General features: G+C 34.4%; 22 protein-coding genes. 11 read left to right on the top strand and 11 right to left on the bottom strand.

The features are described 5' to 3' along the window. The first annotated feature begins 127 nt into the window (after nucleotides 1–127). Together BTJ66_RS05320 and BTJ66_RS05315 are read left to right on the top strand one after the other, a co-directional pair. Nucleotides 128–1,030, top strand: coding sequence for a PLP-dependent cysteine synthase family protein (locus tag BTJ66_RS05320; RefSeq protein WP_099089934.1), 903 nt, complete (start codon nucleotides 128–130; stop codon nucleotides 1,028–1,030). Continuing rightward, entirely contained in the window at nucleotides 1,027–2,175 is a 1,149-nt protein-coding gene (locus tag BTJ66_RS05315) for a bifunctional cystathionine gamma-lyase/homocysteine desulfhydrase (protein ID WP_099089933.1), read from the top strand. Before BTJ66_RS05320 ends, BTJ66_RS05315 begins: the two co-directional genes overlap by 4 nt. Nucleotides 2,176–2,260: 85 nt before the next feature. Here BTJ66_RS05315 and BTJ66_RS05310 read toward each other — a convergent pair whose 3' ends face one another. The 3 genes from BTJ66_RS05310 to BTJ66_RS05300 all read right to left on the bottom strand — a co-directional run bounded on the left by BTJ66_RS05310 (nucleotide 2,261) and on the right by BTJ66_RS05300 (nucleotide 4,924). After that, nucleotides 2,261–3,541 carry an MFS transporter gene (locus tag BTJ66_RS05310; protein ID WP_099089932.1) on the bottom strand — a complete coding sequence of 427 codons (1,281 nt, stop codon included), beginning with the start codon at nucleotides 3,539–3,541 and terminating at the stop codon, nucleotides 2,261–2,263. A 142-nt stretch (nucleotides 3,542–3,683) separates the two neighbouring features. Continuing rightward, on the bottom strand, nucleotides 3,684–4,238 hold the full coding sequence (locus BTJ66_RS05305) for a TetR/AcrR family transcriptional regulator (RefSeq protein ID WP_099089931.1): 555 nt from the start codon (nucleotides 4,236–4,238) through the stop codon (nucleotides 3,684–3,686). Nucleotides 4,239–4,453: 215 nt separating this feature from the next. Beyond that, nucleotides 4,454–4,924, bottom strand: coding sequence for a thioesterase family protein (locus BTJ66_RS05300; RefSeq protein ID WP_099089930.1), 471 nt, complete (start codon nucleotides 4,922–4,924; stop codon nucleotides 4,454–4,456). Nucleotides 4,925–5,103: 179 nt separating this feature from the next. Between BTJ66_RS05300 and BTJ66_RS05295 the strand changes: the two genes are divergently transcribed. After that, entirely contained in the window at nucleotides 5,104–5,310 is a 207-nt protein-coding gene (locus BTJ66_RS05295) for a hypothetical protein (RefSeq protein WP_099089929.1), read from the top strand. A gap of 77 nt (nucleotides 5,311–5,387) precedes the next feature. On the opposite strand, the gene BTJ66_RS05290 is transcribed toward BTJ66_RS05295, so the two are convergent. The 7 genes from BTJ66_RS05290 to BTJ66_RS05260 are packed head-to-tail and all read right to left on the bottom strand — an operon-like array spanning nucleotide 5,388 to nucleotide 10,450. Continuing rightward, complete coding sequence (locus tag BTJ66_RS05290; RefSeq protein WP_099089928.1) at nucleotides 5,388–6,230, bottom strand: urease accessory protein UreD; 843 nt, start codon at nucleotides 6,228–6,230, stop codon at nucleotides 5,388–5,390. Continuing rightward, on the bottom strand, nucleotides 6,231–6,845 hold the full coding sequence (ureG, locus tag BTJ66_RS05285; protein ID WP_099089927.1) for an urease accessory protein UreG: 615 nt from the start codon (nucleotides 6,843–6,845) through the stop codon (nucleotides 6,231–6,233). A 13-nt stretch (nucleotides 6,846–6,858) separates the two neighbouring features. Next, on the bottom strand, nucleotides 6,859–7,548 hold the full coding sequence (locus BTJ66_RS05280; RefSeq protein ID WP_099089926.1) for an urease accessory protein UreF: 690 nt from the start codon (nucleotides 7,546–7,548) through the stop codon (nucleotides 6,859–6,861). Continuing rightward, nucleotides 7,541–7,993, bottom strand: a complete 453-nt coding sequence (gene ureE / locus BTJ66_RS05275) for an urease accessory protein UreE (protein ID WP_099089925.1) — start codon at nucleotides 7,991–7,993, stop codon at nucleotides 7,541–7,543. The genes BTJ66_RS05280 and ureE overlap by 8 nt, the downstream gene beginning before the upstream one ends. Nucleotides 7,994–8,003: 10 nt before the next feature. Continuing rightward, a complete protein-coding gene (gene ureC, locus BTJ66_RS05270) occupies nucleotides 8,004–9,719 on the bottom strand; it encodes an urease subunit alpha (protein WP_099089924.1) in 1,716 nt (571 codons plus the stop codon). Between the two features lie 18 nt (nucleotides 9,720–9,737). Beyond that, nucleotides 9,738–10,133 carry an urease subunit beta gene (locus BTJ66_RS05265; RefSeq protein WP_099089923.1) on the bottom strand — a complete coding sequence of 132 codons (396 nt, stop codon included), beginning with the start codon at nucleotides 10,131–10,133 and terminating at the stop codon, nucleotides 9,738–9,740. Nucleotides 10,134–10,147: 14 nt separating this feature from the next. Further along, entirely contained in the window at nucleotides 10,148–10,450 is a 303-nt protein-coding gene (locus BTJ66_RS05260) for an urease subunit gamma (protein WP_099089922.1), read from the bottom strand. 200 nt (nucleotides 10,451–10,650) lie between these two features. Between BTJ66_RS05260 and yut the strand changes: the two genes are divergently transcribed. From yut to BTJ66_RS05220, 8 genes are all read left to right on the top strand, one after another. Further along, nucleotides 10,651–11,556, top strand: a complete 906-nt coding sequence (gene yut / locus BTJ66_RS05255) for an urea transporter (protein ID WP_099089921.1) — start codon at nucleotides 10,651–10,653, stop codon at nucleotides 11,554–11,556. Between the two features lie 106 nt (nucleotides 11,557–11,662). Beyond that, entirely contained in the window at nucleotides 11,663–13,141 is a 1,479-nt protein-coding gene (gene nikA / locus BTJ66_RS05250; protein ID WP_099089920.1) for a nickel ABC transporter substrate-binding protein, read from the top strand. Continuing rightward, the gene (gene nikB, locus BTJ66_RS05245) at nucleotides 13,138–14,118 is read left to right on the top strand and encodes a nickel ABC transporter permease (protein WP_099089919.1); all 981 of its coding nucleotides are present in this window, start codon (nucleotides 13,138–13,140) and stop codon (nucleotides 14,116–14,118) included. Before nikA ends, nikB begins: the two co-directional genes overlap by 4 nt. Next, nucleotides 14,115–14,936, top strand: coding sequence for a nickel transporter permease (gene nikC, locus BTJ66_RS05240; RefSeq protein WP_099089918.1), 822 nt, complete (start codon nucleotides 14,115–14,117; stop codon nucleotides 14,934–14,936). The genes nikB and nikC overlap by 4 nt, the downstream gene beginning before the upstream one ends. Beyond that, the gene (locus BTJ66_RS05235; protein WP_099089917.1) at nucleotides 14,929–15,708 is read left to right on the top strand and encodes an ATP-binding cassette domain-containing protein; all 780 of its coding nucleotides are present in this window, start codon (nucleotides 14,929–14,931) and stop codon (nucleotides 15,706–15,708) included. The genes nikC and BTJ66_RS05235 overlap by 8 nt, the downstream gene beginning before the upstream one ends. Next, complete coding sequence (locus tag BTJ66_RS05230; RefSeq protein ID WP_099089916.1) at nucleotides 15,701–16,396, top strand: ATP-binding cassette domain-containing protein; 696 nt, start codon at nucleotides 15,701–15,703, stop codon at nucleotides 16,394–16,396. Before BTJ66_RS05235 ends, BTJ66_RS05230 begins: the two co-directional genes overlap by 8 nt. A 123-nt stretch (nucleotides 16,397–16,519) precedes the next feature. Beyond that, nucleotides 16,520–17,431, top strand: a complete 912-nt coding sequence (locus BTJ66_RS05225; RefSeq protein WP_099089915.1) for an ABC transporter substrate-binding protein — start codon at nucleotides 16,520–16,522, stop codon at nucleotides 17,429–17,431. Between the two features lie 323 nt (nucleotides 17,432–17,754). After that, nucleotides 17,755–18,171 (top strand): MarR family winged helix-turn-helix transcriptional regulator, encoded by a 417-nt coding sequence (locus BTJ66_RS05220; protein ID WP_099089914.1) that lies wholly within the window; start codon nucleotides 17,755–17,757, stop codon nucleotides 18,169–18,171. A 142-nt stretch (nucleotides 18,172–18,313) separates the two neighbouring features. On the opposite strand, the gene BTJ66_RS05215 is transcribed toward BTJ66_RS05220, so the two are convergent. Continuing rightward, nucleotides 18,314–19,741, bottom strand: coding sequence for an APC family permease (locus BTJ66_RS05215; protein ID WP_099089913.1), 1,428 nt, complete (start codon nucleotides 19,739–19,741; stop codon nucleotides 18,314–18,316). Between the last annotated feature and the right edge of the window lie 587 nt (nucleotides 19,742–20,328).

Here is a 20,328-nt window from a genome sequence, read left to right as displayed (position 1 = left end):
TAGGAATTAAATTTACGATGTAAATAACCTTATAAATTTTAATGATTGCAAATAGCAAAAAAAGAATATATAATTCTTATCGTTATAGTAAGATATGGTAGGGAATAAAGTATTGTGGGAGGAAATAATGATTGCTTTTGATTTGATCGGAAATACGCCGTTAGTACTTTTACAGTCTTTTAGTAATAAAGATATTCAAATTTATGCAAAGTTGGAACAATTTAATCCTGGTGGTAGCGTTAAAGATCGTTTAGGAAAATATTTAATCGAAAAAGCATTAATAGACAATAAAATTCAAAAAGGTGATGTCGTCGTTGAAGCATCAGCAGGAAATACAGGTATTGGTGTAGCTATTGCTGCTAATCATTATGGTGTTCGTACTGTTATTTTTACACCTGATGGTTTTTCTGAAGAAAAAATAGCAATTATTAAGGCTTTAGGTGCTGAGGTAATTAAGACAAATCAAGCGTTAGGCATGGCAGGTGCACAGAGAGCTGCTAAAGATTATGAATCACGAACGGGCGCATATTATTTAAATCAATTCGAATCTTATCATAATCCTGGCGCATATAAATCTACAATGGGTAAAGAAATCACTGAAAAACTTAAAAATATTGATTATTTCGTTAGTGGTGTAGGTTCCGGCGGTACTTTTACAGGTGTAGCTGAACATTTAGCTTCTTACAATATCGAAAGTGTCATCGTTGAACCAGAAGGCTCTGTTTTAAGCGGCGGCAATGCACATAGACATGATATTGAAGGTATTGGGTCAGAATTATGGCCGAGGTTTCTTCCTAAAAACTTGGTGTCGGACATTATAAAAGTGAGTGATGCGGATGCATTTGAAAATGTTAAATTATTAGCCCAACAAGAAGGGCTTTTAGTAGGAAGTTCGTCGGGGGCAGCATTGCAGGGAGCTTTGGAAATAAAGAAACATATTAACAAAGGTATTATCGTAACGATTTTCCCTGATGGCAGTGATCGATATATGTCAAAACAAATTTTACATTATAAGGAGATTAATAAATGAATAAAAAAACACAGTTAATTCATGGTGGACAAACGACAGACGCATATACTGGTGCTGTGACAACACCAATTTATCAAACAAGCACATATATGCAAGATGAAATAGGAGAATTGAGACAAGGCTATGAATATTCACGTACAGCAAATCCAACACGTAGTGCATTAGAGGGTTTAATTGCTGATTTAGAACAAGGCTCATACGGTTTTGCTTTTGGTTCTGGAATGGCTGCAATTTCAGCAGTAATGATGCTGTTAGATAAAGATGATCATTTGCTTATTAATTCAGACGTTTATGGTGGTACATATAGAGCATTAACGAAAGTATTTACAAGATTTGGAATTAAAGCAGATTTTATCGATACAACTAATATAGACGCAATAGAGCAATATATTAAACCAGAGACTAAAATGTTATTTATTGAAACACCGTCAAATCCGTTGTTACGTGTTACAGATATAAAGCGTGCTTCCGAAATCGCACAAAAACACAACTTAATCTCTGTGGTTGATAATACGTTTATGACACCCTATTTCCAAAATCCGTTAACATTTGGTATGGATATCGTATTACATTCTGCAACAAAATATCTTGGTGGCCATAGTGATGTAGTTTCTGGATTAGTTGTGACAAGTGATGCCAATTTAGCAGAGCGTTTAGGCTTTATACAGAACTCGACAGGAGGCGTTCTTGGTCCACAAGATAGTTATTTATTAGTTCGTGGAATTAAAACACTCGGATTACGTATGGAACAAATTCAGCGTAATACACTAGCAATTATAGAGATGTTACAACAGCATAAAGCAGTGAAACAGGTATTTCACCCAAGCATCGTCGATCATTTAAATCACGATATCCACGAGGCACAATCTGATGGACATACAGGCGTTGTTGCTTTTGAAGTGGCTGATATAGCACATGCCAAAAAAGTGATTAGTAAATCACAATATTTCACACTGGCTGAGAGTTTAGGTGCAGTTGAAAGTTTAATTTCAGTTCCTGCATTGATGACGCATGCTTCAATTCCAAAAGATGTCCGTGAAAAAGAAGGTATTGCTGATGGACTTATCCGTTTATCAGTGGGTATTGAAGATACACAAGATTTAGTTGAAGACCTAGAGCAGTCATTGAATGCATTAGATAACTAATTTAATTGTAAAATAGAAATTTAACCATACTGTATCGCTAATATTAAAGCATATATATAAATAGAGGATGAGACGAGGTCAATGTTTAATGATTGATTTTAGTCTCATCCTTTGTTTTATATTTGGTTATATTCGTCGCTGTCTGAAGAAAACGATTATCAGGTGAATCTTCATTGTTGATTAAGTCTAGATTGTTTTTTTGTAATTTACTGTAATAACCTTTAGGTACTTTGTTTTCTGCTACTTCTACTTTAGGATAAATTAATAATGGAATGAGACCAATAATGCCGTAAATAATGAATGTGTATTCGTAATTTAGCATATCAATCACAATACCAGCGACAGAAGAACCGATAACCTGTCCAACTGCTAAAAGTAAAAATGGAATACCTATTCCTAGCGAAGCATTTTTGACGAATAATTTAATTCCCCAAACAAGTAAAACGCCTGTTAAGAAAATATAGCTCATACCAAATAATGAAGACGAAATGAAAGGTAAAAACCAAATGTTAGGAGTAAATGCCAATAATACAGTAGCACATGCTAAAGCAATTACACCGAAATTAAATGCGTAATGAATGCCTCTTTTATCGATGATTGAACCAGATATACCACCAATTACCCCAAACACACCGATTAAAATCCAAAAAATAGAAAGTGCGATATCGGAATAATTACCTGTCAGTTGTACAAAAGATTTTGAAAACGTCCAAAATGGTGCAGTAGATATACCTAACAATATAGAAGCGATTACTATACGCTTACTGGCAGATATGTCTCTAATATTGAGACTACCTGTATTAATTTTAATATCTTGTTGAAGTTTTGGAATGACGATATAATTCCAAATTAAAACGATTAGCGCGATTAACGCATACAATAAATAAGTTGCTCGCCAATCTAAAAATATGAGCATAGCTGTTATGCCAGTGAACATCAATCCCATACTTGTTCCTGAATTAATCCAAGTATTCGCTTTACCTTGATCTTGAAGATTAATCCACAATGAAATTGTATAACCATACGGTGGTGATACAAGACCGGTACTTGCACCTGCAAACATAACCCCTATAGATAAAATAATAGCATTCGTTGATATGCCTATAGTAAGTAAGCCTATTAATACAGATACCCCCGCTAATATAATCATTCGTTTTGGACCAATTGTGTCAGTTTGTAGGGTAGAATAAATAATTGTAAAACAATAAGCTAAATAAAATAAAGATGAAATCATGCCGGACTGGGATAGAGTTAATGCCAAATCGCTAGTGACTTCTGGTAAAAATAATCCAAAACTAAAGCGACCTAATCCATAAGTAGTTGCAATCATAGCAATACCAGGGAATACAAGTTTTGAAAATTTCATATTTTATAACCTCCTCTTATAGATAGAATGTTCATTCTAATTACAAATAAAAAAATAGGTAGAATGTTCATTCTATATTAGTGTTGAAAAATAACGAGAAAGAGCATTAATATATCGAAAAATAGCTCTAACTCGTTTGGAATTATTGATTATGTGCTTCGTTCAATAATAACTTCGCCATCGTGATGGCATGCGAAGTGGCATTCTTAGAACCTAATAAAGCAGTCATAGACGTTGTACCTTCTAAAAGTAATGTATATTGAACAGCTAAATCATAACCATTTTCGATACCGGCATCATCAGCTAGTTTTTCTAAATAATGTAAAAGTCGTTCTTTGTGGCCTCTAGCAGTATTTTCAATATCATTGTCAGTGTCCGCGTAGTCTTCGATGGCACGCATAAACATATCACCTTTATATGAGTAATCATTCAACCATTGACAATGTGCTGTAACTGCAGATATAAAAGGTTTATCAGGATGCTGTTCTACATGACTGTCTAGATAGTGCCAATAACGTATTTCACGCTGTTTTAGCACTTGAGCCACTAAATTATCTTTGGATTCAAAATGATTATATAGTGTCATTGTTGCGACGTTGGCTTCTTGTATAATTTGTTTTAAGCCTACACCTTTAAAGCCATGTTCATAAAATAATCGTTCTGCTACACTTAAGATATCTTGTTTCTTTTGTGACATGTGTCTCACACTTTCAAAATAGAATGGTCATTCTATTTTTGATTTTAGCAATAGGTGGCTAGAATGTCAAAAAGAGTAAGTAGCCACGCGCTAATTAATTATTTACCGTGTGACTACTTACTGCTACAATTTGATAAAATATTTTAGTAGAAAATAATAATTGAAGTTAGTTTGGCATCATATATTTATGGCACCATGTTACTACTATATTGTAATTACTTCTTTGGAATACCGATGACATGTCCAAGTTGTTGTGGTGGTTCGAATGTTTGTTGTTGGTCATAATAATTTTTGATTTTTTCTTGGATAGGCATTGGAAAGTCCATACTTCGTCTTGTTTCATTGCCAACACCCATCATGATGGCTTCATATGTTGCGTTGCGTTCATCTTTACTATTATACATTGTTAAGAATAAATGAACTCTTTTGGCATCATAATCGTAGATGTGTACTTTGATATAAAATGATTCATTAAGTAAAAGTTCTTTCAAAAATGAAATATGTGCTTCTACGCTGAACATTGTGACATCTTGACTGTGTCGATAATCCGTAGAAAAGTCAACAGATTCAAAGAAACCAACGACTGCATCACTGAAAATGGAATAATATTGTGCATCATGCATATGATTGTTATTGTCTATCCAGGATGGTTGTACAGTGTTTTTGTAGATATATTCCTCTGTCACAAAATCACTCCTTAGTTTATTTAATATGAGCTTGTACCATTGTATCAATAAAGTATAAGCAGAGTTAAGTTTTTGTTTTATTTGTCTTAAATCAGATAATTCTTTATAAAATGGATAATGTAAGATAGTATGATATTTAGTTTGTTAGTAAAATGCACAACTGGAAAAGGAGTACACATATGGTATTTATCGCTTTAATATTGTTCATTATTTCTATTGTCTTACTTATTTTTTCAATTACCTTATTAATGGGCAAAGATGGGACCATGTTTAGTTTGTTTACAAAAGAACAAAAAGCTTTAAACAAAGCTCAAAAGTTAACTATCTATCTTATTACCATCGTATTATTTGTAGTAAGTCTGATTTGGTTACTTAATATGATTTAAAGTTTAAAATCAATAACACTGAGCTGTCATCGACACACAAAAGGGTCTGGAAATGTTTTCCAGGCCCTTTGTTTTCATCAATATTTACGTAAAAAATCTACATCACGATTAAAAATTTCTTTAACGACATAACATTGTACGGTAGTTATGATTTTTTCAATGACTTGTGTTTTATTTGATAAGATACGAAGGCTGAAGCCATGTGTTGGTAATTGTGTAATACCAAAGCGACAGTCAAATGTTTGTTGGTAATGTTTAATTTCCTCGTAAACTTGATCGATAAACTTTTGATTCACCTCAGGATGAATGAAATAGCAAGAACCTAAATGTGTGTATGCTTCCATATACCCGAGGCCATCCACTTTATTCTTTGTTGGATCGAGTAACATATTATCGAAGGCGACTAACGTCTCATCTACATATATTTCATTGAGTAAATGCATATACGTATAACTAAAGCGTTTATCTGATTTGGAATAGCCTGGCGTTAAAATATCCGTATAGAATAGGGCGGCTGAAGCTTCCAAATTAAACACATTGTGTTGATAAAACTTTGCATTTTCAAATGCGATAATTGGATCTCCAACATATTCAGCATAGCCCTTATTTTTTATGTTAAAAGTTTGATATTGCTCAACATGATCGTTTAATGTTTTGTAAATTTTTGTTGCACCTTGTGAAGTTAAAATAACTTTAGCGTCTGAATCTATATTAAAATTCATCGTATAGCGGTCACCATCTAAGTAACCACCGCCTACATTGACGATATAGAATGTAGGAATATCAGAATGATTTAAATAGACTGGGCGCATCACTTTTAAAGCTTTTTCAAAAAAGATATCTCGAGCGACAGACTTTTTCCCATTATTAAAAACGGATAAATCTAATTGACCTGTCCATGCTGATTTGTTATTAGACATCTATGCTAATCCTTTAAGAAATACATCTTGTTCAATCCAATGAATGACTTCATCCAAGCCTTCGTCAGTTTTAAGGTTAGTGAAAGTAAAAGGTCGATTACCACGGAAAGCTTTAGTATCTTCTGCCATACGTTCTAAAGATGCGCCAACGTAAGGTGCTAAATCTGTTTTGTTAATAACGAAAAAGTCTGATTTAATCATACCTTGTCCACCTTTACGAGGGATTTTTTCCCCTTGGGCAACATCGATAATATAAATTGAAAAATCAACAAGTTCAGGACTGAAAGTCGCCGCCAAGTTGTCGCCACCTGATTCTATGAAGATAAGTTCAATATCATCATTGCGGTCTTTTAATTCATCAATAGCTGCAAAGTTCATAGATGCGTCTTCCCGTATAGCTGTATGTGGGCAACCGCCAGTCTCTACACCAATGATTCTATCTTCTGGTAAGACACCTGAATTCACTAATATTTTTTCATCTTCTTTAGTATAGATATCATTAGTAATAACACCAATACTCATGTCTTTTGCTAATCGTTTTACAATTTTTTCGATAAGTTGCGTTTTCCCTGCGCCAACAGGGCCACCCACACCTATTTTAATTGTATCTGTCATAAAGCTTGTCCTCCTAAGATATAAAGATTCTTACATTAACGTTTTCATGTTCCATTTGATTGATTTCCAAACCTGGAGCGGTAATACCTAGTTGAGATTTATCGATTGTCATGATGTGATCTCGTGTTTCTTTCATGATTGGAATCATCTTATGAACAATACGCTGTCCTGCAGTTTGTCCTAATGGAATTGCACGTACTGCATTTTGAGTAAGACTTGACACATTCTGATATAAATAATAGTCAATGATGGTTTCGATATCGACACCGAGATGGTGACCCAACATAGTAAAGCATATTGCAGGATGCAAGGATGCTTTTTTATTTTTCATTTGTGTCTGGTACCAATTAATCCACGCGCTATCATAAAGTTCCGAAGCAAGTTTGACCATACGATTGCCCATTTGTTTAGAGCCTTGTCTTGTTTCTTTTGGCAAATTCTGAACGAACAGAATACGGTCTAATTTTAATATTGCTTTTGTATCATTGTTGTTTAGAGCCTCGTATACTAGACGCATCGTTAAACCATCGGCGTAAGTTAACTGCTCGTTTAAAAATAAAACAAGCCACTGCTGGAAGCTTTCTTCATCATGAACTGCATCGCGCTGGATATAGGTCTCAAGTCCAAATGAATGACTAAACGCGCCTGTTGGAAATTGTGAATCACAGAATTGAAACAGGCGTAAATGTGCATGATCAATCATGAGCATGTCCTATATGTCTGAATGCTTTGTTAACTTTGCGGTCTTCGTGCTCATAAGGTATACCTAGGTCTTGTAATAATGATTCTACCAAGTAGTCATATTGAACAAGCATTTCAGTTTCTGTAAATTGTGCTGGCAAATGTCTATTTCCAAGTTGATGAGCGATATCTCCCATTTCTTGTAATGTACGTGGTTTAATGACCAGTAAATCTTCAGAATTAACATCAACGATAATTATGTTTTTATCGTCTTTATATAAAATATCTCCATATTGTAAATCGATAGGTTGTTTCAAACGAATACCGATTTCGTTCCCGTGATCTGTCGTTACACGTTGGATTCTTTTTACTAAATCTGAATTTTCTAGGTATACCTTTTCCATGTGTTTACCTTTTTCGCTATCTGAAAGGTTAGCGATATTACCTACAATCTCTTCGATGATCATTTTTTACCTCCTAGAATAAGAAATAGCGTTGTGTTAATGGTAGTTCTGTAGCAGGTTCACTAGTGATTTTTTCGCCATCTACAAATACTTCATATGTTTGCGGATCAACATCTAAATCTGGGGTTGCGTTATTATTTTTCATGTCTTTTTTACTTAATTTACGTATGTTGTGAACAGGTCTTAGTTTACGTTTTAAACCTAAAAGCTTACCGATATCATTTTCGTAGGCAGTTGTAGACACGAATGTCATAGACGTACTTTGAAGATTTCCACCTAATTGACCATACATTCTACGATATTTTAAAGGTTCGGAAGTAGGGATAGAACCATTGGCATCCCCGTTAATTGCAGTATTAATCATGCCACCTTTAACAATTACATCAGGTTTAACTCCGAAGAACGCTGGTTCCCATAAGATGATATCTGCGAGTTTACCTTCGTCAATTGAGCCTACATAATCTGAAATGCCATGTGTAATGGCCGGATTAATCGTATATTTAGCGATATAACGCTTAATACGATTATTGTCATTGTATTCACTGTCGCCTTCTAATGCGCCACGTTGTTCTTTCATACGATGAGCTACTTGCCATGTTCGTGTAATTACTTCACCAACACGTCCCATTGCTTGTGAATCTGAGCTAACCATACTAAATACACCCATATCTTGTAAGACGTCTTCAGCAGCAATCGTTTCTTTACGAATACGTGAATCGGCAAAAGCGATATCTTCAGGAATTGATGCATTTAAATGGTGGGTAATCATAACCATATCCAAATGTTCATCAATCGTGTTGACTGTATAAGGTAAGGTTGGGTTCGTTGATGAAGGTAGGATATTAGGATAGGCAGCAGATTTAATTAAATCTGGCGCGTGTCCACCACCTGCACCTTCTGTATGATACATATGCAAGACACGATCTTTTACAGCAGCCATTGTTTCTTCCATAAAACCAGCTTCATTCAATGTGTCTGCGTGTAACGCGATTTGAACATCATAATCATCCGCAACTTGTAAAGCGTGGTCGAGCGCGGAAGGTGTTGCGCCCCAGTCTTCGTGCACTTTTAAACCAATTGCACCCGCATGAATTTGCTCGACTAATGCTGTATGATTGACTGCTTGTCCTTTACCAGTGAAACCAATGTTTAAAGGTAATGATTCAGCAGCTAACAACATACGATGTAAGTGCCATGGTCCAGGTGTAACTGTTGTAGCCTTAGCACCTTCAGATGCCCCGGTACCGCCACCAATATGCGTAGTGATACCACTTTCTAATGCTACTTGTGATTGTTCAGGGTTAATGAAATGGACATGTGTGTCTATGCCCCCAGCTGTGACAATTTTACCTTCAGCAGAAATGATATCTGTTGTGGCACCAATAATAATGTCAACATTATCCATGATGTCTGGGTTGCCAGCTTTACCAATCTTCATAATATAGCCATTTTTAATACCTATATCACCTTTAACAATTTTATTGTAATCAATAATCATCGCATTTGTGATGACTAGGTCCGCGACTTGTTTATCATCACGTGTTACATTTGGATTTTGGGCCATGCCATCACGAATAGATTTACCGCCGCCAAATGCAGCTTCATCTCCATATGTAGCATAGTCACGTTCTACGCGAGCAAATAAGTTTGTATCGCCTAATCTTACAGAATCACCAACAGTTGGGCCATAAAGGCTTGTATACTGGGATTGCGTCATTTTAAAGCTCATACTTTTTACCCTCTTCCTTTATTTATTAGCATTTTTACTTGTTTTGTTTTCTTCTGCAATGATTTCTGTTGCAGTACGATCATCTTCTGGTTTATAAACACGGGACTCATCAATAGATCCATTAACGGCACCATGGAAACCATAAATTTTACGCTTGCCACTAAATTCTACAAGTTGTACATCTTTTTCATCACCGGGTTCAAAACGAACTGCCGCGCCAGCAGGAATATCTATTCTTTTGCCATAGGCTTTTTCATGATCAAATTGAAGAGCTGGATTCACTTCGAAAAAATGATAATGTGATCCAACTTGAATTGGGCGATCACCCGTATTTTTAACGTTAAGAATCGTCGCATTATGTCCTTGATTGACTTCGATTTCAGTACGTTTCACTATAATTTCACCAGGTTTCATAATTAAATCCTCCTTTAGACAATTGGGTGATGGACGGTAATCAATTTTGTACCATCGGGGAAGGTTGCTTCAACTTCCATTTCAGTTAACATATCGGCAACACCTTCCATCACATCATCTTCATTTAATATTTGTTTACCATAACTCATAAGTTCGGCAACGGTCTTACCATCTCTTGCACCTTCTAGTAATTCGAAACTTATAATGGCTACGGCTTCTGGATAATTTAATTTCAAACCGCGTTGTTGACGTCTGCGAGCCAAATCTGCTGCAATCACTAACATAAGTTTATCTTGTTCTCGTTGTGTAAAATGCACAATCTCACTACCTTTCGACAAATAGAATTATGTACATAAAAAATATGTGCATATCTATGATATGACTATTAATTGCTAACTACAAGAATAACACTTTGTAGTTCACGAATTTTATAAAAAATTGATATTTATTGCTTTGATTTTTTGTTAGTCTAATATATTATTGTATAAGTTAGAGTATATAGAAATCAGGTGACGATGTGGATGCTATTCGAATTATCTTGAAGAATATTTCACAAGTACTATTATTAAATAACGCATGGACAGGGTTGTTTATTTTGCTAGGCTTATTTATAGGTAGCTGGAAAGTAGGCGTAATGGCATTCATAGCGAGCGTCATTGCGTTGTTATTAGCAAAAAGGACAAATTATTCAGAAGAAGAAATCAATACTGGATTGTCAGGATTTAACCCAGTACTGACCGCAATTGCATTGACACTATTTTTAGTACCACAATGGTATAGTCTAATAATTATTTTTGTCGCAATTGTTATTACTATGCCAATTGGTTCAGCATTTAGAGCGTTTTTTAAGCCATTTGATGTGCCAATGTTAACGATGCCGTATGTTTTTGTCAGTTGGTTGATATTGCTCATGTCATTTCAATTTAAATTTGTGAATGCAGATGTCAATATTCTCCCTAATAAGATACATGAAATCCAATATTCAGGACGACATATTCAGTTTATAAATGCTTTTCTATCTGGATTTAGTGAAGTGTTTTTATTGAAAAGTGTTTTAGCAGGTTGTTTAATATTAATTGGTATATTTATAGCATCTAAAAAAGCAGGTGTTTATGCTATTGTAGCCAATTTAATTGGGTTTTCAGCCGTTATCGTATTGGGTGCAAACCATGATCAAATAAATGATGGTTTGTTCGGTTATAATGTGATACTGACCGTGTTAGCGCTTGGAATAGCGTTTCGTACAAGAATAGAGCGACCTATCAGCATTGTATTAGGTATATTGCTGACGGTCGTAATTCATGCAGGCATGACGACGCTATTAACGCCTTATGGTTTACCTGTCTTTACGCTCCCATTTATTATAGCAACGTGGATTATGTTATTTGCAGGTAAACAAATGAAACCGCAAGAAATTGATTAATAAATAAGTTGGATGTATTATCAAAAATGAATATAGTGTACTTGTCATGAAGTTATAAGTTCATTTTTCTAATTGATTAATAATTTGTTAGGAAGAAGGAATATAAATGAAAAAAATCTGTGCATTGTTGGCAACAACAGCGATCGTGTTGGCAGGCTGTAGTGGATCAGGTAGTGAATCAAAGCGTAATACTTTGAATGTTGAATTGCCTTTAAAGACAACTTCAATCGCACCTTATGAAACAGATGTGCCTGTTAAAATAGGGGCAGCAGAGTCACTATTTAAAGCAGGTTCGGATGGTAAAGTACAGAAACTGTTAGTAGATACATATAAACAGAAATCACCAACACAATTAGATTTGAAATTGAAAAAGGATATCAAATTTCAAAATGGTAAAAAAGTTACTGGTAAAGCTGTAAAAGCGAGTTTAGAAGAAAGTATGGCCAAAAGTGATCTGGTTAAAGGTTCATTGCCGATTAAAGATATTAAAGTAAATGGACAACATATGAGTATCACTACTAAAGAAGCATACCCTGAATTAGTATCTGAGTTAGCAAGTCCTTTTTCAGCTATATATGATACAAATGCGGATACGGATGTAACGAAAGCGCCTGTTGGTACAGGTCCTTATCAAATTAAAGACTATAAACAATCTCAGAATATTAAACTAGATCGTTTTAATGAGTATTGGCAAGGCAAGCCAAAATTGAAGCAAGTCAATGTTACATATCAAGAAGATGGTCACGCACGTACGAGCGATTTAAGTTCAGGCAAAGCAGACGTCATTACGGATGTTCCAGTTGAGAAAGAGCAATCGTTAAATAAAGGTGACCAAACGACAACTTCGGCGGTTTCAGGTTTTAGAACGTCATTGGTGATGTATAACCACACAAGTGAAAAAATGACAAAACCGGTTCGTGAAGCACTTGATAAAGTCGTAGATAGAGAAAGCATTGCTAAAAATGTCTCCAAGCATCATGCTACGCCTGCGACAGGGCCGTTTAATACAAAATTAGATTTTATTGATAAGCAACAGGTGCAAAAGCAAGACATCGATGAAGCCCAAAAAATGATGGAAGCTCAAGGATACACTAAGGACCATCCATTAAAATTGACAGTGTCAACTTATAATGGACGTCCAGAACTTCCAAAAATGGCTCAAGTTTTTCAATCAGATGCTAAAAAAGCGCATATTGATATTACCATTCGCAACGTGGATGATATTGAGGGATATCTTAAAGATAAGCACCAGTGGGATGCCTCCATGTATAGCTTTGGTACGATTCCTCGAGGTGACACAGGATACTTCTTTAACCAAGCTTATAAACCCAAAGGCGCAATCAATGCTGGTGGATACAACAATGAAAAAGTTACTGCAATGATAGATCAGTTTAATAAAACGGTAGATAAAAAAGAACGCAACCGTCTAACAAATGAAATTATAGATATAACGGATAAGGATAAGGCGAATAGCTATCTCACATATATGGATAATATTGTTGGGATGAATAAACAAGTGGAAAACTTAAAAGCAACACCTGAAGGCATTTATCTAATTGATTATAAGGTTGATAAAAAAGGATGATATTAAAAAACATACTCTCTAGAATCGGACAAATGATCATTGTATTGTTTGTTCTTTCTACTGTGACGTTTATTTTAATGAAACTTACGCCAGGGGATCCTGTAGATAAAATATTGCATTTAGATGTTGCGAATGTTTCAAGTGATCAAATTGAAGCAACAAAAGCAAAACTTGGTTTGAATCAACCTATCGTTATTCAGTATGTCCAATGGCTTGTACAAATTGTGCAATTGAATTTTGGGACAAGCTATCAAACGGGTGAACCAGTAATCAATGAGTTAGCTTACTATACACCACCTACACTATTGATTGCAGTACTGACCATTATTGTTGTATTTGTTGTTGCTGTTCCTTTAGGTATACTTGCAGCAACACGCTATCATACATGGGTAGATATTTTAATAAGAACAGTCACTTCTTTTACGGTGAGTATACCTTCATTTTTCTTAGGAACGATATTAATTTATGTGTTTGCTCAAAAAATAAACCTATTGCCCTCCTCTGGTTTAGATACAATAGCAGGTTATATATTGCCAGTTATTGCATTAAGCATTGGCATGAGCGCCTATTATGTACGGTTAATGCGTTCAAATCTAGTAGAACTTTATCAATCTAAAGAAGTTGAAGCCTCGAGACTAAGAGGTATGTCTGAACATTATATACTTTGGTACGATTTGTTTAAGCCAGCGATTATTCCTATCGTCACCGTGTTAGGTATGTCTGTGGGCAGTCTTATCGGTGGCACAGTAGTTATAGAAAATCTGTTTGGTATACCGGGAATCGGTCATTTCCTTGTAGATAGTATTAGAGCTCGAGATTATCCTGTTGTTCAAGGCGCTGTAATCATGATTGGTTTCTTTGTAGTATTAGCAAATACAGTGAGTGATTTACTTTTATTATGGATTGATCCCAAACGTCGATATAATAAATCTAACAACATTGAGCGAGTGCATCGACAGGATGGTGAGTCATTATGAAGCAGATAAACCAACGTCATATTATTATATATATATTTGTTGTTTACTTATTTGTACTTGTTATTGCACAGTTCTTTGTATCATCTGGTAGCGCTTATGATGTTAACTTGGATAGTAGTTTGGAAAGACCTAATCTAACACATTGGTTAGGCACAGATGACTATGGACGTGACTTGTTCTCAAGGGTCATTATTGGTGCTAGATATACGTTGATTATAAGTTTAATTACTTTATTAGCTACGGTATTCATTGGGGTACCGTTAGGACTTATAGCTGGTTATAAAAAAGGTGTGTTAGACGCGTTCATTATGCGTATGATTGATATTGGATTGAGTATTCCTGAGTTTGTATTGATGATTGCTTTAGCAAGCTTTTTTAAACCAAGTATTTGGAATCTTGTTATAGCAATTACAATTATAAAATGGATGACCTATACTAGATTGACGCGTGCAGTAGTAAGTAACGAAATTAATAAAACTTATGTACAAATGGCCAGACTATTTAATGTGCCGACACATAACATCATGTTTAAACATTTCATGCCACAAGTTATGCCATCTATTATTGTCTTGATGACAGTAGACTTCGGCAAAATTATATTATATATATCTTCATTATCATTTTTAGGATTGGGTGCACAACCGCCTTCTCCGGAATGGGGAGCTATGCTTAATGCAGGCAGAGATTATCTGAGTGCTTATCCTTTATTAATGATTGTACCTGCAGGATTGATAACACTGACAATTTTATTGTTTAACTTAGCCGGCGATGCTTTAAGGGATAAGCTATTGAAAGGACAGCGTGATATGCATGACTAATATATTAGAAATAAGCAATTTATCAATAGAAGATAGTTTCGGTAATAGGCTGATTTATCACGTAGATTTAGGATTAAAAAAAAGTAAAGTGAATGTCTTAGTAGGCGAGAGTGGTTCGGGTAAGAGTTTAACTGCTAAGGCATTGGTTCAACAGTTACCCAATACGCTATCTATGCAATATGATCAAATCTCTTATAATAATCAGAATATATCAGACATGCACCAACTTTTAGGTAAAGAGATAGGCTTTATTTCGCAGAATTACACACACAGTTTTAACGATCATACAAAGCTAGGGAAACAACTCATTTCTATATATAGACAACACTATAAGACAGATAAAGAAACTGCACAAAAAATTGTGGAACAAGCAATTAATTGGGTAGATTTAAATCCTTATCAAGTGATGGCACGATACTGTTTTAGTCTTTCTGGCGGACAATTAGCACGTGTTCAGATTGCTAGTGTTTTAATGCTTAATCCTAAAGTGATTATCGCTGATGAACCGATGGCTTCGTTAGATGCGGTAACAGGTTTTAATATTATGAATTTAATTAAACATCTGACTGAAGAGCATAAAGTTACGCTGCTATTGATCACACATAATCTTTCGCATGTATTAGCGTTTAGTGATTGGATTCATGTTATTAAAAATGGTGAAATGCTCGAATCGAAGCATGTGGATGCTTTTAAAAATAATGATGTTAAAGCGTATAGTTTGAAATTATTTAAGTCCCGAAGTCAATTACAGAAAGGGGATAATCATGCTTAATTTAATAGATGTAAGCTTTAATTATAAAAAAGCATCTATATTAAAGCATCTTCAATTATCGATACAACCAGATGAAATTGTTGGTATAGTTGGTGAAAGTGGTTCCGGTAAAACAACATTGGCGAAAATAATGTTGGGTATACTACAACCAACACATGGCCACTTTACAACAAATAATGAACGTATATTACCAATATTTCAACATGCATATGATAGCTTCAACCCTAAATTTAAAATTAGTAAATCTATGTCAGAACCAATTAAATTTCAACGATTATTTGAATCAAAAGAGCTAAAACAACGTTTAGCTGATTTAATGGGGGATATGCAATTAGATAAAAAACTGATGAACAGATTTCCCGACGAATTGAGTGGGGGCCAATTACAGCGGTTCAACACGATACGTACATTGATGATGGAACCAGACATATTAATCTGTGATGAAATAACAGCGAGTTTAGATGTTATAGCAGAACAACGTATGATTGGAATCTTAAAGCATTATTATGAAGCGACACATCATGGCATGATACTTATATCACATGATCTTGCGTTTTTAAATCAAATAGTTAATAGATTTATAGTGATGAAAGACGGTGAAATCATAGATGATTTTGCGGTCGAAGACTTATTTAACGAGCGCCGGCATGAATATACAAAAACGTACTTTCGATTTATTAGAAAGTAACGTTTTTATATATATTCTAAAGTTAAATATTTTTGATACTTCAAAATAATGTGTGAAATATGATTGAGATTGACCTAATATCATGTATAATTGAGAATATATTGAGAAAAGGGGAACAAATGAATGAAAAAATTATTATTACCGTTACTCGTGTTCGTGTTAATATTAGCTGCATGTGGCAATGGATCAAGTGACAAGGCTTCAAAAAAGGATGAAGAAAAAACAACCTATACACAAGATTCTGGGGAAAAAGTAAAGATACCAAAAAAACCTAAACGTATTGTTGTATTAGGTGCAACATACGCGGGTGGTTTGAAACAATTAGATGCCAATATCGTGGGAGTAGCGAATATTGTAGATGATAGTAAAGTATTGAAAGACAAATTTAAAGATGTTGATAAAGTAGACGCTGAGAATGTTGAAAGTGTAGCGAAACTTAAGCCAGATTTAATTATTACTTATAATACTGACAAAAATTTAAAAAAATTAAACAAAGTTGCGCCAACCGTTGCGTTTGACTATATGAAGCATGATTACAAAGAACAACATAAAGAGTTGGGTAAAATTGTAGGTAAAGAAGATAAAGCGGAAGATTGGATTAAAGATTGGGAAGAAAAAACAAAAGATGATGGAAAAGAAATAAAAGATGCCATTGGAGAAGATACGACTGTATCAATCATTAAAGATTTCGATAAAAAAATCTATGCTTTAGGTAAAACGTATGGTCATGGTAGTGAAATTTTATATGATTCATTTGGTTTGAAGATGCCAGATAAAGTAGAAAAAGCGACTAAGAAAAATGATTTAGCTGATATATCAGAAGAGCAAATTCCTGAAATGTCAGGAGACTATGTAGTGACACCTGTAGCAAAAGGTTCAGACTTATCATTTGAAGACAAAGATATCTGGAAAAATACAGAAGCAGTTAAAAATGGAAAAACATTTAAAGTAGATGAAGGAATCTATTGGTTGAATGATCCTTACTCATTAGACTATGAACGTAAAGATTTAAAAGAGAAGTTATTAAAGCATTAATAATTTAATTTGATACCGTTAGAAGGCTTAAAAGAGGACTGTCGCCAAAGTGTTTTTTACACTTTGCGGCAGTTTTTCTATGTGGTTGAGCGTGCAAGTGTAAATGAGCAAATACAGAAAAAATTGTAATAAAAAATAATAATTTTAAAAATAAAGATGCTATAAAATTAATTCATTAGTGATAAAATATCAGTGATGATATATTGAATGATAATATAGGGAGTTAAGAAAAATGAGTTTAGAGAATTAATTAAATAAATGTTATGATTTACTTAAATAAAATCGTAATACAGTAAAAAAGCTTCTATCTTTGGGAGGATATGATGAAAAAACAACAAAAAATTGATGATTGGATACAGTTAACGAAGTATGTGCACTATATTGATACAATGATTGAGAAAAAATTGAAACAAACATATAATCTGAGTTTGAAAGAGTTTTATGTTTTGTATGAGATCTATAAAGCAACAGGAAAAAAGTATAAAATTAATGATTTAATTAAAATTGTCGATTTAAGTCAAAGTGCGATGTCGCGCTTAATTGTAAGAATAGAACAACCAACTAAGGCCTTAGTCGTGAGACAAGAATGTCTTGAAGACCAACGTGCGATGTATATTTATTTAACTGAAGAGGGACAGCGCGTAACTGAACAAGCTTTAAATACATATGATAGTCTTATTTCAAAAGTTAGTTTTTCTAATATACGTGAACTTTCTCAAATAGATCGTTTAGAAAAATAAATTTGGTAGTTTAACAGTTACTATTTTATGAACAAGAAGGCAGACGATAATGAAAGACAAAGTATAAGGGATATTCAGTTTTATAAATAGAGAAATGGCTAAAACAAGTAAGGATGTTTTAGCCATTTCTCTATTTATTATATTAAGTATGTCTTTTTTTAGAGTGTTTAACACCATACAGAATGTAAATGAGTATTCCTACAATAAACCAAATAAGTGTGTATAGTTTTGCTTCAGCGCCTAATCCCCAAAATACAACAACCACACTGATAAATGTAATGATTGGCATAACAGGATAGAATGGCATTTTAAATGCTGGCTGTGGAATATCTTTTCCTTCTCTTGGACGTAGGCCAAAGATACCGATTGAAACAAACATAAAGGCAACCAATGTTCCTGCCGAAATTAATTGTGCAAGAAAAGCAAAGGGGAACATGGAACCAATAATCACTGCAATGACTGTTAAAATGATTAATGACCGGTTGGGTAAATTTTTCTTGTTTAGTTTACCTAACCAAGAAGGTAATAAGCCGTCACGACCAAAGGAATACAATAGACGTGATCCTGCTAGCATCATACCAATAAGTGCAGTGAACATACCGATGACAGAAATGGCTTGAACAATTGCCGCTATGACACCAAATCCACTTTGTCTTAAAGCCCATCCAACAGGCTCAGCATTATCTGCATATGCTGAATAAGTAAACATACCGACAAGCACAAGTGAAACTGCGACAAAAAGAATCACTGCTATCGCTAGTGAACCTAAGATTCCTCGAGGCATTGTTTTTTGTGGATTAATGGCTTCAGCAGAGTTTGCTGCAATTGAGTCAAATCCAATATAGGCTAAGAAAATCATTGATACACCTGCATAAATACCTTGCCAACCCCCAAATGAACCAGTCTCAGTAACTTTATGTTCAGGTATGAAAGGTACATAATTACTTAAATCAATAGCTGTTAAGCCCACTACAATAAATAGTAATACAGCAAGCACTTTAATTACAACGAGGATATTTTCAATACGTGCAGCTGCGGATACGCCATAAGATAAGAGACAAGCAGTAAGTAAAATAACTACGGCGGCGACGATATCAATGACACCGCCATCTGTACCTAAGGTATTAGATAAAGATTTAGGTAATTCAATACCTAATGGTGAAAAGAGCCCGCGTAAATTTGCTGAAAAACCAGATGCAACAAAGGCTACAGCTATAAAGTATTCGGCTAATAATGCCCATCCTGCAACCCAGCCAAATACTTCACCAAATACAACATTTATCCATGAGTAGGCTGATCCAGCAAATGGCATTGCCGATGACATTTCTGCATAAGCAAATGAAACGAGTCCAGCTACAACTGCAGCCAATAAAAATGAAAGTGCAACTGCTGGACCTGTATGTTGCGCCGCTACCACACCAGGTAATGTGAAAATAGAAGTGGAAACGATTGTACCAACACCTAAAGCTAGGAAATCTTTGACACGTAATGTTCTATTCAAATGTGCATCCTTTACTTGATAAACTGAAGGGTCTTCCCTTTTTAAAATCTTATTAAAAAAATCTTTCATAATGAACCTCTCCCAATGAATACTATATCGTAAAACTTTATAACTAATTTATGATAATGTATATCATAGCATAAATATATCTAAATATTCAGAAAAATTTAAATAAAAATAAGTATAATTACACTTTGTGAATATTGTGTAATTATTTAGCTTATACCACATCTTCAATGTATATGTAAATGTTTGATAACCAATTTAAAGCCTTTCGAAATGATATAAAAGGGAAGAGTCCGGGACATAAATACCCAATCTCAAAAAAAGAGGGCTAATCCTTTATGGGTTAGTCCTCTTTATATTTAAAATCTTACGATTTTGACCGTGCATGCTTGCCTGGGGTATGGTTCGAGCCTGTAGTCTCTCACTCATACTATTCCCCTAGGCGTCAGCACGTTACAAAATCGGTACAATATACATTTTGTTATTCAAAAAAATAAGGCCCTTTCGTATAATTTAATAAACACTACTAAACTAAATTAACGAGGTGCCTTATGTATAAAGATTATAACATGACTCAAATTACACTACCAATGGAAACTTCAATTTTAATACCTAATAATGATATATCACGATATGTAAATGAGATTGTT

Source organism: Staphylococcus edaphicus (assembly GCF_002614725.1).
In the GTDB taxonomy this organism is placed as follows: domain Bacteria; phylum Bacillota; class Bacilli; order Staphylococcales; family Staphylococcaceae; genus Staphylococcus; species Staphylococcus edaphicus.
This window is presented reverse-complemented; position numbering and strand designations above follow the sequence as displayed.